Source organism: Amycolatopsis sp. Poz14 (genome assembly GCF_006704225.1).
Classification (GTDB): Bacteria; Actinomycetota; Actinomycetes; order Mycobacteriales; family Pseudonocardiaceae; genus Amycolatopsis; species Amycolatopsis nivea.
In genome coordinates this window covers 6317948-6331091 of record NZ_JACLHD010000001.1, presented here as the reverse complement: position 1 = coordinate 6331091, position 13144 = coordinate 6317948, and the positions used below count along the sequence as shown (strand labels likewise).

Genomic DNA, 13144 nt, shown 5'->3' with positions numbered 1-13144 from the left:
CGATCAGCTCCGGCCGAGCCGGTAGCCGAAGCCACGGATCGTGGTCAGCAGGCCGGGCCGGTCGAGTTTCGCGCGCAGCTGCGTCATGTGGACGTCGAGCGACCGCGAAACGGCGAGGTACGCGTCGCCCCACACCTCGTCCATCAGCTGCTGGCGGCTCACCGCGGTGCCGGGCCGCGCGGCGAGCACCGCCAGCACCGCGAATTCCTTCGTGGTCAGCCCGATGTCGCGGCCGCCGACCACGACCCGGCGCGCGCCCAGATCGATCTCGACGTCCTCGATCTGCACCACCGGGTCCTTCGGCGCGGGGGAGGAGCTGCCCGCCCGCCGCGCCACCGCGTCCATCCGGGCCAGCAACTCCGCCATCCGCACCGGTTTCGCCAGGTAGTCGTCCGCGCCGAAACGCAGCGCCCGGACGACCGAACGCTCGTCGTCGCGCGCGGTCAGCACGATCACCGGCACCGGAGAGACCTGACGGATCTTGCGGAGCACGTCCAGCCCGTCGAGATCCGGCAGGCCGAGGTCGAGAAGCAGCAGGTCCGCGTCCCGGTGCCGGGTGAGCGCGTCCGAGCCGCGGCCGACCGCGGTGACGGAGTGGCCGTGCGCCTGCAGCGTTTCGGCGAGTGCCCGGGCGACCCCGGTGTCGTCCTCCACGAGCAGCACGCGCACGGCCGTCCTCCCGATCAGTCCTCGCCGCGTTCGAGGGCGGACGAACGCGAAGTTTCCCGCATTGTCGCGTACACGACGAGCGACACGAGGACGCAACCCGCGACGTACCAGAAGAAGAGCGATTCGTGACCCGCCTTCTTCAGCGCCTGCGCGATCAGCTCGGCGGTCCCGCCGAAGATCGCGACGGTGAGCGCGTAGGGCAGGCCGACGCCGATCGCGCGGATCCGCGTCGGGAACAGCTCGGCCTTCACGATCGCGTTGATCGAGGTGTAGCCGGTCACGATCACCAGCGCGCCGAGCAGCAGCAGGAACGCGAGGAACGGCTGGCTGGTGCGCGCCATCAGGGTCATGATCGGCACGGTCAGCAGGGTGCCCGCGATGCCGAAGAACATCAGCAGCTTGCGCCGGCCGATCCGGTCCGAGAGCCGTCCGGCCAGCGGCTGCAGGATCGCGAAGATCAGCAGCGCGACGAACATGATCACGGTGACCGTGCGGCGCGGGATGTGCGCGGTGTTCTCCAGGAACTTCTGCGTGTAGGTGGCGTAGGTGTAGAACGCGACCGTGCCGCCGAGCGTCAGGCCGACGACGAGCAGGATCTCCCGCGGGTACTTCGCGAGCTGGCGCAGCGTGCCGCGCTCGCCCTTGCCGGTTTCCGCCCCCTCGGTGGCCCGCTGGTAGCTCTCCGACTCGTCCATCGACCGCCGCAGCGCCATCACGATCACCGCCGCGAGCGCGCCGACGACGAACGCGATCCGCCAGCCCCAGTCGCCCATCTGCTTGTCGGTGAGCACGCTCTGCAGGATCAGCTGCAGCCCCAGCGCGAGCAGCTGCCCGCCGACCAGCGTCACGTACTGGAAGCTGGAGTAGAACCCGCGCTTGCCGGGCGTGGCCACCTCGGACAGGTACGTCGCCGAGGTTGAGTACTCGCCGCCGACCGAAAGCCCTTGCAGCAGCCGGGAAAACACCAGCAGGATCGGCGCCGCGATGCCGATCGTCGCGTAGCCCGGCGTCAGCGCGATGAGCAGCGAGCCGCACGCCATCATCGAAACCGAGAGCACGAGCGCGGAACGCCGTCCGTAGCGGTCGGCGAACCGGCCGAGCAGCCAGCCGCCGAGCGGCCGCATGAGGAATCCGACGGCGAACACTGCCGCGGTGTTGAGGAACTGCGCCGTGGCATCGCCGCCGGGGAAGAACGCCTTCGCGAAGTAGACGGTGAACGCCGAGTAGGCGTACCAGTCGTACCACTCGACGAGGTTTCCGATCGAGCCGCGCAGCACGTTGCCGACCACGCGCCGCTCGTCCCGCGCCGAGCCGGCGTCCTGGATCCGGGTAGTCATCCTTGACCTCCTGTGTCGCGACTCACGGTGACCAACCGGGCAGTAACCATCAAGGTCGAGACGCGGTTCCTTACCGTCGCTTAGGACGGGAGTGCCGGGTGCGCCGCCGGTCAGCGCAGCCGATAGCCTCAGGCGGGCGCAACCGCGAAGACGACGAGGAGAACGCAGTGGGACGGTCGGTCTTGGTCACCGGCGGCAACCGGGGCATCGGGCTGGCGATCGCCCGCGACCTCGCGGAGCAGGGCCACCGGGTCGCGGTGACGCACCGCGGGTCCGGCGCGCCGGAGGGGCTGTTCGGCGTGCAGGCCGACGTCACCGACGCCGAGCAGGTGGACGCGGCGTTCAAGCTCGTGGAGGAGCACCAGGGGCCGGTCGAGGTCCTGGTGTCCAACGCCGGGCTCACCGACGACACCCTGCTCATGCGGATGTCGGAGGAGCAGTTCGAGCGCGTGCTGAACGCGAACCTCACCGGCGCGTTCCGCGTCGCCAAGCGGGCCTCGCGCGGCATGCTGCGCGCCCGCTGGGGCCGGTTCGTGTTCATCTCGTCCGTGGTGGGCCTTTCCGGCTCGGCCGGGCAGGCGAACTACGCGGCCTCGAAGGCGGGCCTGGTCGGCTTCGCGCGTTCGCTCGCGCGCGAGCTGGGCTCGCGCAACATCACCGCGAACGTGGTCGCGCCCGGTTTCGTGCACACCGACATGACCGACGCGCTGAGCGAGGACCGGCGCAAGGAGATCCTCGCCAACGTCCCGTCCGGCCGGTACGCCGAACCGGCCGAGATCGCCGCCGCGGTGCGGTACCTGTCCTCGGACGAGGCGGGCTACGTCAACGGCGCGGTGCTGCCCGTCGACGGCGGCCTCGGCCTCGGCCACTGACTTTTCCCGAGAAGAACACCCCACGACCTGGAGGACGTGTTGCCCGGATTGCTCGAAGGCAAGCGGCTGCTGATCACCGGCGTCATCACCGACGCCTCGCTGGCGTTCCACGCGGCCCGCATCGCCCAGCAGGAGGGCGCGAAGGTCGTGCTCACCGGCTTCGGACGGCTGTCGCTGGTGGAGCGCATCGCCAAGCGGCTGCCGGAGCCCGCCCCGGTGCTGGAACTGGACGTCACGAACCAGGAGCACCTCGACTCGCTCGCCGACCGCGTCCGCGAGCACGTCGACGGCCTCGACGGCGTGCTGCACTCGATCGGCTTCGCGCCGCAGAGCTGCCTCGGCGCGCCGTTCCTGGACGCTCCCAGCGACGACGTGAAGGTCGCGGTCGACGTCTCGGCGTTCTCGTTCAAGTCGCTCGCGGTCGCGACGCTGCCGCTGCTCGGCCGCGGCGCCTCGATCGTCGGCATGGACTTCGACGCGCGCGTCGCCTGGCCGGTCTACAACTGGATGGGCGTCGCGAAGGCCGCGCTGGAGTCGGTGAACCGCTACCTGGCCAAGGAACTCGGCCCGCAGGGCATCCGGGTCAACCTGGTCAGCGCCGGCCCGATGAAGACCATGGCCGCGAAGTCCATCCCCGGCTTCGGCGAACTCGAAGGCGGCTGGGACGGCCGCGCCCCGCTCGGCTGGGACTCCGCGGACCCGGAGCCGACCGCCAAGACGGTGTGCGCCGTGCTGTCCGACTGGCTGCCCGCGACCACCGGTTCGATGATCATGGTCGACGGCGGAGTGCACGCGCTCGGGATCTGAGCTTGGTGTTGTGAATGGCCCCGCGGGAGTGTTCCCGCGGGGCCATTCGCCTTTTTAGGCGGCCACCAGGTCCGGTGCGGTGTCGCGTTTGTGGAGGCGCAGGGCCGCGGTGAGGGCGGCTACGGCTAGTGCGCCGAGTGCGACGCTTACCCAGGCGACGCTGGAGAATCCCATTCCCGCGCTGATCGTGGTGCCGCCGAGCCAGGGGCCGACGGTGTTTCCTACGTTGAATGCCGAAGTCGTGCTCGCGCCTACGAGGGTTGAGGTGCCGCCTGCTGCGGCGTAGGCGCGGACGTTGAGTGCTGGGTTGGCGGCGAATCCGGCTGCGCCCAGGATGAGTACGGCGGTTACTGCTACCGCTGGGGTGGTTGCGAAGGCTAGCGCGACGAGGGCGGCGAGGGCGATGCCGAGGCTGCCGTAAAGGGTGGCGAACGGGTACTTGTCGGCTAGTTTGCCGCCTGCGTAAATTCCGATTACTGCGCCACCGCCGAAGAGGGCGAGGACTACTGGGACACCTGCTTCGGGGAGTCCGGCCACGGAGACCAGCAGGGGTGCCAGGTAGCTGAACGTCGCGAAGACCATTGCCTGGAGGAGGGCGATCACGCCCAGGGCTAGCCAGAGGCGGCTGCGGCGGAATACCTGCAGTTCTTCGGTGATCCTCGGTGCTTCGGTTTCCTTGGGGGTGCGGGGGACTGACAGCAGGACGGCGAGGGCGGCGATGATCGTCAGTGCGGCTACTGCCCAGAATGCGCTGCGCCAGCCTGCGTGTTGTCCCAGCAGGGTGCCTGCGGGGACGCCTACGACGTTCGCGATCGTGAGGCCGCCGACCAGTACTGCTAGCGCTTGTCCGCGGCGGGCTTCCGGGACGAGGTTGACGGTGGTTGCGGCGGCTACTGCCCAGAAACCGGCGCAGGCTATTGCGCTGATGATTCTGGTGGCGAAGAGGAGGGGGTAGCCGTCGGCGATTGCGCCTATGACGTGTGCGGCGCTGAAGACGGCTAGGAGTCCGAGGAGGGTGGTTCGGCGGGGGAGGCGGATTGTGCCTATTGCTAGCAAGGGGCGCCGATGACCATGCCGATGGCGAAGGCGGAGATCAGGAGGCCTGCGTCGGGGATGGTGACGTTCAGGTCGGCGGCCATTCCGGGGAGGAGGCCGGTGATCATGAACTCGGAGGTGCCCAGGGCGAAGATGCTGAGGCCGAGTACGAAGACGGCTGGGGGCACGGGTGGGCTCTCTTTCTGGAACTTGTAGTACAAAATGTGGATGTGTGGGGGGTTTGGCCTCGTCGCCTGGCGGCGACATCGGCTGTTGGTTGCGTGGGGCACCCCGAAGCTTGATTGTGCTGACGGTTCGGGGGTGCTTGTCAAGGCGGGAAAGATGCCTTGACAAGCACCCCCGAACCGCAGATGCGCTTCGTATCGGGGTGCGGGGGAGGTGTGGGTGCCTCGCTCGTTGGGTGCACCGGCTGCGGGAGAGAGGCTGGGTGCCTAGATAGCGGGTGCATCGGCTGCGGGTCGGGCTGGGTGCCTCGATAGCGGGTGGATCGGCTGCGGGGTGGTGTGGGTGTCTAGATAGCGGGTGCACTGGCTGCGGGGTGGGGCTGGGTGCCTTGATGGTTGGGCTCACCGGCTGCGGGTGGGGCTGGGTGCCTCGCTCGTTGGGCGCACCGGCTGTGGGGGCGGTGTGGGTGCCTCGATTGTTGGGTATTTCGGCTGCGGTTTGGGTGGGGGGTTAGCGCCCCAATGTGGCATTGGGTGCGTCGGATGCACCCAATGTGGCGTTCGGTGCGTGGGATGCACCCAATGCCGCATTGGGGCGCGTCGCGGCGGCTGCGGGTGGGCGGCGGCGGCGGTTGGCGGGTTAGCGGCGGGCGATTGCGCTTGTCGCTAGTTCTGCTACTGAGGTCAAAGCTTTTCGTTCTGCTCCGCGGCGGGACATGGTGCGGATTCCCGAGATGGTGGCGTGGATGAAGTTGGCGATGTCGGTTGCGTCTCTGTCGCGGGTGACGCTGCCGTCTGCTTGGCCGGTGCGGGCGAAGTGGATCAGTGCGGAGAGGTGCGCTTCGGTGTCCGCGTTCACCTGTGCGGCTACCTCTGGATCGGTGGTACCGAATTCGGAGATGGTGTTCACCATTAGGCAGCCGCGTCTGCCGTTTTCCAGTTCGTCGTCGATTGTCGAGGCGAGCAGCAGGCGGATGGCGTCTAGTCCGTCCGGGGCGTTGTCCAGCAGGGTTTCCCGGAGGCGGATGCCGCGGTGCGAGTAGTGGTCCAGCACGCGGCGGAACAGTTCGTGCTTGCTGGAGAACGTGTTGTAGATGCTGCTGCGGCCTAGTCCGGTCGCGGCGCACAGTTCCTCGGTCGAGGTCGCTTCGTATCCTCGCGCCCAGAAGGCGTTCATCGCGCCTTCGAGTGCTTCGGTTTCGTCGAACTCTCGTGGCCTCGGCATGACGACCACGCTAACACATTTTGGATAGGCCAGTACATAACCGGGCCGCCGAGGCGTGCGGAGCGCCACAGGGGCAGGATGAGCACCGTGGGTTACGACGCGTTGCTATGGCTTTCGTTCGGGGGTCCGGAGGGGCCCGACGAGGTGATGCCGTTCCTGGAGAACGTCACCCGGGGGCGGGGCGTGCCGCGGGAGCGGCTGCTCGAGGTTGCCGAGCACTACCAGCATTTCGGCGGGGTCTCGCCGATCAACCGGTTGAACCGGGCCGCGATCGCGGCGGTCGAGAAGCAGCTCGCGGCGGAGAACATCGAGCTTCCGGTGCATTTTGGCAACCGCAACTGGGCGCCGATGGTTGAGGACACCCTGGCCGGGATGAAGGACGCGGGCGTGCGCCGCGCGCTGGTGTTCCCGACGAGCGCGTACGGCGGCTACTCCGCGTGCCGCCAGTACGACGAGGACATCGAACGAGCCCGCGCCTCCGTCGGCGACGGCGCGCCGGAATTGGTGAAGCTGCGCCAGTTCTTCGACCACCCGCTGTTCGTCTCCGCAGTCGCCGACGCGGTCCGCGCCGCCCACGCGAAACTCGGCGACCGCCCCGGCACCCGCACGGTTTTTACCGCCCACTCGATCCCGGAAAGCGCCGATTTGGCCTCCGGCCCACCCTCCGAAGGCGGCCGCCGCTACTCGAGCCAGATCGCCGAAGCCGCCCGTCTCGTGGCCGCGGAAGCCGGAATCGCCGAGTACGACGTCGTCTGGCAGTCGCGCTCCGGCCCGCCCCAGATCCCGTGGCTGGAACCGGACATCGTCGACCACATCGACGCCCTGCACGCTCAAGGTGTGGAATCCGTAGTGGTCAGCCCGATCGGCTTCGTCGCGGACCACCTGGAAGTAATCTGGGACCTGGACAACGAAGCCGCCGACCGCGCCGCCGAACACGGCATGGCCTTCGCCCGCGCGGCCACTCCCGATGCCGACCCGAGGTTCGCCGAAATGGTGGTCGAACTGGTCCGCGAACACCTCTCCGACGCTCCCGCCCGGAAGCTTTCCCCGTTCCCGGCCGCAGGCTGCACCGTCAACGGTGCCCCCTGTGCAGTCGCCTGCTGCGAACCCCCGCGCCGCCCCACCCGCTGACCGTCCGTGAGGGGAACCCTCACGGAACCAGATTCCCCCAGGGCGGCCCTCGCGACCCACCACCGGTCGTGAGGGCCCCCTTCACGTACCTGGATTCCCTCAAGGACCCCTTCACGGCCCGCTCGCCCTCCCCGCGGCCGCTCGGGATACCGCCCCAATGCGGCATTGGGTGCGTCCCACGCAACGAACGCCACTTTGGGTGCACCTCATGCACCCAATGCCACATTGGGGCGCTAGCTGTGATGTCCAGGGAGGTTGGTCAGCCGGGTGACGGGTGGTTTGCCTCCGGTGGATGTGTGGGGCCGGTGGTGATTGTAGAAGTGCAGCCATCCCGGCAGCGCTGCCCGGCGGTCGTGTTCGCTGGGATAGAAGCGGGCGTAAGCCCATCCCTCGGCCAGGGTGCGGTGGAACCGTTCGATCTTGCCGTTGGTCTGCGGCCGGTAAGGCCGGGTCCGTTTCGGGGTGATGCCCAGCTCGGTGCAGGTCCCGCGCCAGGCCGACGAGCGGTAGCAGGCACCGTTGTCGGAAAGCACGCGTTCGACGGTGACGCCGCGGTCGGCGAACCAGGCGACCGCGCGGTGCAGGACACCGACGGCGGTGTCGGCTTTCTCGTCGGCGCAGATCTCGGCGTAGGCGACGCGGGAGTGGTCGTCGATCACGGTGTGCACGAACGCGGTGCCGGTGCGGGCGTGCCGGTCGGTGCTCCAGGTTCCGGTGCGGCGGGAGGTCGCTGATCTGTTCTTTTTGCCTTGCTGCTTGCCGACGTGGCGCCAGCCGCCGCCGTCGGGGATGTTGCCGAACTTGGTGACATCGACGTGGATCAGCGAGCCGGGGTGGTCGTGCTCGTAGCGGCGTAGCGGTTCGCCGGTGGCCCGGTCGATGCGGGAGAGCCGGTTGATCCGGCAGCGGGTCAGGACGGCGTGCACGGTCGAGGCAGGGATGGCGAGCCGGCCGGCGATCTGGGCCGGGCCCAGCCGCTGGCGCCACCGCAGCCGCACGATCCGGCGGGTCAGTTGCGGGGACGTTCGGGCGGGGCTGTGGTGCGGGCGGCAGCTGCGGTCGGTCATCCCGGCCGTGCCTTCGGCGCGGTAGCGGTCGGCCCACTTCGCGGCGGTCTTGGTGGCGACCATGAACATTTTCGCGGCGGCGGTGCAGGTCCAGCCCTGCTCGACGATCAGGCGGGCGAGGCGCAGGCGGGTGCGCGGGGTCAGGGCGGCGTTAGGGTGGGACACGAAGGCCTCCGGCGGGCGAAGCGGTTCCTAGACAGCTCCACTTCACCCCCGGGGCCTTCACCTGTCAGCACGACAGGCCGGTCACCGCCTTAACCCGGGACAACGTCCCTGGACATCACAGCTAGCCCCAACCCCCAACCCGAACCGCCACCGATGCACCCAACGATCGGTGCACCCACACCACCCCCGCACCCCGATACGAAGCTCTCCTGCGGTCTGAGGGTGCTTGTCAAGGCATCTTTCCCGCCTTGACAAGCACCCTCAGACCGTCAGCACAATCAAGCTTCGGGGTGCCCCATGCAACCACCAAGCAATGTCGCCGCCAGGCGACGAGCAGTCAAACCTGCCGATCCCCCTGCTCAGCAAACACCCGCACAGCCTCATTAACGGAAGCAGTCCGCGCCCCCCGAACAGCCTCAGCCAACGGCCGCAACGCCTCAGCCCGCCGATTCACCGCCGAAGCCGACAACGCCCCACCCGGATCATCCGCCTGCGCCACAGCCAAAATCGCCGAAATCTCCTCGGCTCGCTGCAACACCCGCAACGCCCGCCCGGGCGTCCCGGCAGGCCACTCGACCTGAGGCCGAGCCCGCAAATGCGCCGACAACTCCGCCCGAACCCCAGGCCGATCGCTCGCCACATCCAACGCCTGCAACGCCCCGGCACTGGCCCGGATAGCATCCGTCAACCCGTGCTCGGCATCCGGCATCGGCTGATACTCCAACGAGACCGGCGCGGGAAGCGAGTACACCGTCCACCGCATCAGCCCCTCGGCGATGGGCTCCGGCACCAACCCGAACGCCAGCCCGCCGAGCACCACAGCCTCGCCGCACCGCAACGCCGCGTCGGCAAACGGCCCGCCGCCGCCAAGACCCCGCACATCCCCGGGCACCGGCAGCACCAGCTGCGCACTCACCGCCCCTTGCGCCCGTAGCGCGAGCAGCAGCTGCACGGGAGTGGCCGCCCGATGGAAAGCGAGCGGAAGATCGAACGCGTCGGCGGCAGCGGGATCGGCCGCGACCACGTCGTGGGCCTCGGCCCAGTCCTGCAAGGCGTCGAGGACGTCGTCGGACGCCGCGGCCCCGTTCAGCCACGCGGAGGACCAGACGGCGAGGGTCGCACTGGGTCGGCACACGACCGCTCATTTTACCGGTTCCTCCCGGCTCCGCCGATCCCCGCCCGGCTGGAGCCGCTCCACGTCGACGGATGCCGGAACGGTCAGTAGCGTCGAAGGGGTGAACGCTGTTCCCGACGCTCTTCCCCGTACTGCCGGCGAGCTCCGCGCCGCCGGATACGCCCCGCGCCCCATCGCGCGCGAGATCCACGACAACCTGCTCGCCGCGCTGCGCGAGGGCCGCGACGCCTGGCCCGGCATCGTCGGCTTCTCCCGCACTGTGCTGCCCCAGCTCGAACGAGCCCTGCTCGCCGGCCACGACGTCGTCCTGCTCGGCGAGCGCGGCCAGGGCAAGACCCGCCTGCTGCGCACCCTGGCCGGCCTCCTCGACGAGTGGACCCCGGTCATCGAGGGCTCCGAACTGGGCGAACACCCGCTCGACCCGATCACGCCCGCCTCGATCCGCCGCGCCGCCGAACTCGGCGACGACCTGCCGGTGGCCTGGCGGCACCGCAGCGAGCGCTACACCGAAAAGCTGGCCACGCCGGACACGAGCGTGGGCGACCTGATCGGCGACGTCGACCCCGTGAAGGTCGCCGAGGGGCGCAGCCTCGGCGACCCGGAGACCATCCACTTCGGACTCGTGCCGCGCGCGCACCGCGGCATCGTCGCGATCAACGAGCTGCCCGACCTCGCCGAGCGGATCCAGGTCGCGCTGCTGAACGTGATGGAGGAACGCGACATCCAGGTCCGCGGCTACACACTGCGGCTGCCGCTGGACGTCCTCCTCGTCGCCACTGCCAACCCCGAGGACTACACCAACCGCGGCCGGATCATCACGCCGCTGAAGGACCGCTTCGGCGCGGAAATCCGCACGCACTACCCGCTGGACGTCGAGTCCGAGGTCGCCGTGGTGCGCCAAGAGGCGAACCTCGTCGCGGAGGTCGGCGAGCCGCTGCTGGAGGTGCTGGCCCGGTTCGTGCGCAACCTGCGCGAGTCGCCGGTGATCGACCAGCGTTCCGGCGTGTCCGCCCGGTTCGCGGTGGCGGCGGCCGAAACCGTCGCGGCGGCCGCGCTGCGCCGGGCCGCGGTGACCGGGGAGGACCCGGCGGTCGCACGTCCGGTCGACCTCGAAGCCGTGCCCGCCGTGCTGCGCGGCAAGGTCGAGTTCGAGCCCGGCGAGGAGGGCCGCGAGGTCGAGCACCTCGTGCACCTGATGCGCCGCGCGATCGCGGAAACCGCCCGCGAACGGTTCGCCGGGCTGGACCTGCGCCCGCTGTCCGACGCGGTGGCGGACGGCCACCTGGTCGCCACCGGCGAGCGCGTCCCCGGCGCGGAAGTCCTTGCCGCGCTGCCGGAACTGCCGGTGCTGCACGAGGTCGCCCAGCGCGCCGGAGTGTCCGCGGACGAACCGGCGGGCCGGATCGCGGCGGCGGTCGAACTGGCCCTGGAGTCGCTGTTCCTCGCCCGCCGGCTGGCGAAGGACTCCGACGACGGCACGACGGTGTACGGCGAATAATGCCGCTCTTACCGGAGGGATATTCCTACGGCCCGTGGCACGACGGGCCGGATCCGCTGGCCCCGCCCGCGGACCTGCGGGACGCGCTGGACGAGATCGGCCGCGAGGTCATGGGCGGCTCGTCCCCGCGTTCGGCGCTGGAGGAACTGCTGCGCCGCGGCACCGAACGCACCGCGGGCCTCGACGAGCTGACCCGTCAGCTGTGGCAGCGCCGTTCGCAGATCCAGCGGCGGCACCGGCTGGACGGCACGCTCCAGGAAGTCCAGCAGTTGCTGCAGGACGCGCTCCAAGCCGAGCGCCGGGAACTGTTCCCGGATCCCGACGACGAGGCCCGCTTCCGCGAAGCCCAGCTGGACGCGCTGCCGCCCGGCACCGCCGCTGCCGTGCGCGAGCTGAACGAGTACGACTGGCGCTCCGACGAAGCCCGGCAGAAGTACGAGCAGATCCGCGACCTACTTGGCCGCGAGATGCTCGATGCGCGCTTCCAGGGCATGAAGCAGGCCATGCAGAACGCCGGCCCGCAGGACGTCGAGCGGATCAACCAGATGCTCGGCGACCTCAACGCGCTGCTGTCCGCGCACGCACAGGGCGCGAGCGACATCGGCGAGCGCTTCGACGAGTTCATGCGGCGGCACGGCGAGTTCTTCGCGGAGAACCCGCAGAACGTCGACGAGCTGATCGACGTGCTGGCCGCCCGCTCCGCCGCCGCGCAACGCATGCTGAACTCGATGTCCGAGGAACAGCGGGCGGAACTGGCCGAGCTGGCACAGCAAGCCTTCGGCGATCCGCGGCTCGCGCAGCAACTGTCCGCTTTGGACTCCCAGTTGCGTGCGCTGCGGCCGGGGGAGGACTGGACGTCGTCCTCGCGCTTCCGCGGCCAGGACCCGCTGGGGCTCGGCGAAGGCGCGCAGGCCATGGCCGACCTGGCGGAGCTGGACGCTCTCGCCGAGCAACTGGGCCAGTCGTATCCCGGCGCGCGCCTGGAAGACATCGACCTGGAAGCGCTGGAACGCCAACTCGGTCCGGACGCAGGCGTCGACGCGCGCCGACTGTCCGAATTGGAGCGAGAACTGCGTCAGCAGGGTCTGTTCGAGCGTGCCGCGGACGGCACCTTGCGATTGTCTCCCAAGGCACTGCGCCGACTGGGCGAGACCGCACTGTCCGATGTGGTCAATTCGCTGCGCGGCAAAACCGGGGAGCGCGAGACCGAATCCGCGGGGGCGGCAGGCGAACCGACCGGTTCGAGCCGTCCCTGGCGATTCGGTGACATGCAACCCTGGGATGTCCCGCGCACCGTGCGCAACGCGGTGCTGCGCTCCACCGCGGTCGGTGCGGGCAGTGTTCGCCTCGCTGTCGAGGACGTCGAAGTCATCGAGACCGAACACCGCTCGCGAGCCGCGGTCGCGCTGCTGGTCGACACGTCGTGGTCGATGGTCCAGGAGGGCCGCTGGCTGCCGATGAAACGCACCGCGCTGGCGCTGCACCAGCTGATCAGCACCAGATTCCGCAACGACGCCCTGCAGCTGATCACCTTCGGCCGCTACGCGATGCCCGTGGAGCTGCCGGAACTGGTCGGTCTGGAAGGCACCTGGGAACAAGGCACCAACGCCCACCACGCGCTGCTGCTGGCCGGACGGCACCTGCGTCGGCACCCGGATGCGCAGCCGGTGGTCCTGATGGTCACCGACGGAGAACCCACCGCGCACCTGGAACCCGATGGCGAGGCGGAATTCTCCTACCCGCCCGAACCGGCGACCATCTACAAGACACTGTCCGAAGTGGACCGGATCGCCAAACTGGGCGCGTCGGTCACCGTCTTCCGGCTGGGCGACGACCCGCGCCTGGAAGCGTTCGTGGACACCATCGCCCGCCGCTCCGGCGGCCGGGTCGTAGCCCCGGACCTGGACGGCCTGGGCGCGGCGGTAGTGGGCGACTACCTCCGCACGCGTCGCCGCTGACCCGTTCCGTGAAGGTCCGTGAAGGGCTCCTTGGGGGAATCAGATTCCCTGACGGAGTCC

12 protein-coding genes are annotated in these 13144 nt (G+C 69.6%); 5 read left to right on the top strand and 7 right to left on the bottom strand.

The window, feature by feature from the left end; all coding sequences use genetic code 11:
- Positions 1-3: 3 nt before the first annotated feature.
- Entirely contained in the window at positions 4-669 is a 666-nt protein-coding gene (locus FKO37_RS29645; protein WP_037806515.1) for a response regulator transcription factor, read from the bottom strand.
- Between the two features lie 14 nt (positions 670-683).
- Positions 684-2006 (bottom strand): MFS transporter, encoded by a 1323-nt coding sequence (locus FKO37_RS29640; protein WP_037806513.1) that lies wholly within the window; start codon positions 2004-2006, stop codon positions 684-686.
- A gap of 167 nt (positions 2007-2173) precedes the next feature.
- Between FKO37_RS29640 and fabG the strand changes: the two genes are divergently transcribed.
- Together fabG and fabI are read left to right on the top strand one after the other, a co-directional pair.
- On the top strand, positions 2174-2878 hold the full coding sequence (gene fabG / locus FKO37_RS29635) for a beta-ketoacyl-ACP reductase (protein ID WP_043826988.1): 705 nt from the start codon (positions 2174-2176) through the stop codon (positions 2876-2878).
- Positions 2879-2917: 39 nt separating this feature from the next.
- Positions 2918-3685 carry an enoyl-ACP reductase FabI gene (gene fabI / locus FKO37_RS29630; protein WP_009078109.1) on the top strand — a complete coding sequence of 256 codons (768 nt, stop codon included), beginning with the start codon at positions 2918-2920 and terminating at the stop codon, positions 3683-3685.
- Between the two features lie 54 nt (positions 3686-3739).
- Here the strand turns inward: fabI and FKO37_RS29625 are convergent, their stop codons facing one another.
- The 3 genes from FKO37_RS29625 to FKO37_RS29615 all read right to left on the bottom strand — a co-directional run bounded on the left by FKO37_RS29625 (position 3740) and on the right by FKO37_RS29615 (position 6130).
- On the bottom strand, positions 3740-4741 hold the full coding sequence (locus FKO37_RS29625; RefSeq protein WP_238606614.1) for an MFS transporter: 1002 nt from the start codon (positions 4739-4741) through the stop codon (positions 3740-3742).
- Positions 4735-4908: a hypothetical protein gene (locus FKO37_RS29620; protein ID WP_238606613.1), complete on the bottom strand. Its 174-nt coding sequence runs from the start codon at positions 4906-4908 to the stop codon at positions 4735-4737. The genes FKO37_RS29625 and FKO37_RS29620 overlap by 7 nt, the downstream gene beginning before the upstream one ends.
- A 637-nt stretch (positions 4909-5545) precedes the next feature.
- Positions 5546-6130, bottom strand: a complete 585-nt coding sequence (locus FKO37_RS29615) for a TetR/AcrR family transcriptional regulator (protein ID WP_238606612.1) — start codon at positions 6128-6130, stop codon at positions 5546-5548.
- Between the two features lie 87 nt (positions 6131-6217).
- Here FKO37_RS29615 and FKO37_RS29610 point away from each other — a divergent pair, with 87 nt between their 5' ends.
- The gene (locus FKO37_RS29610) at positions 6218-7261 is read left to right on the top strand and encodes a ferrochelatase (RefSeq protein ID WP_134734509.1); all 1044 of its coding nucleotides are present in this window, start codon (positions 6218-6220) and stop codon (positions 7259-7261) included.
- Positions 7262-7494: 233 nt separating this feature from the next.
- Here the strand turns inward: FKO37_RS29610 and FKO37_RS29605 are convergent, their stop codons facing one another.
- Together FKO37_RS29605 and FKO37_RS29600 are read right to left on the bottom strand one after the other, a co-directional pair.
- A complete protein-coding gene (locus tag FKO37_RS29605; protein WP_037820819.1) occupies positions 7495-8493 on the bottom strand; it encodes an IS481 family transposase in 999 nt (332 codons plus the stop codon).
- A 337-nt stretch (positions 8494-8830) separates the two neighbouring features.
- Complete coding sequence (locus FKO37_RS29600) at positions 8831-9628, bottom strand: hypothetical protein (RefSeq protein ID WP_134668442.1); 798 nt, start codon at positions 9626-9628, stop codon at positions 8831-8833.
- A gap of 100 nt (positions 9629-9728) precedes the next feature.
- Here FKO37_RS29600 and FKO37_RS29595 point away from each other — a divergent pair, with 100 nt between their 5' ends.
- Together FKO37_RS29595 and FKO37_RS29590 are read left to right on the top strand one after the other, a co-directional pair.
- The gene (locus tag FKO37_RS29595) at positions 9729-11126 is read left to right on the top strand and encodes an ATP-binding protein (protein WP_037806510.1); all 1398 of its coding nucleotides are present in this window, start codon (positions 9729-9731) and stop codon (positions 11124-11126) included.
- Complete coding sequence (locus tag FKO37_RS29590) at positions 11126-13084, top strand: VWA domain-containing protein (RefSeq protein WP_238606611.1); 1959 nt, start codon at positions 11126-11128, stop codon at positions 13082-13084. The genes FKO37_RS29595 and FKO37_RS29590 overlap by 1 nt, the downstream gene beginning before the upstream one ends.
- The last annotated feature ends 60 nt before the right edge of the window (positions 13085-13144 follow it).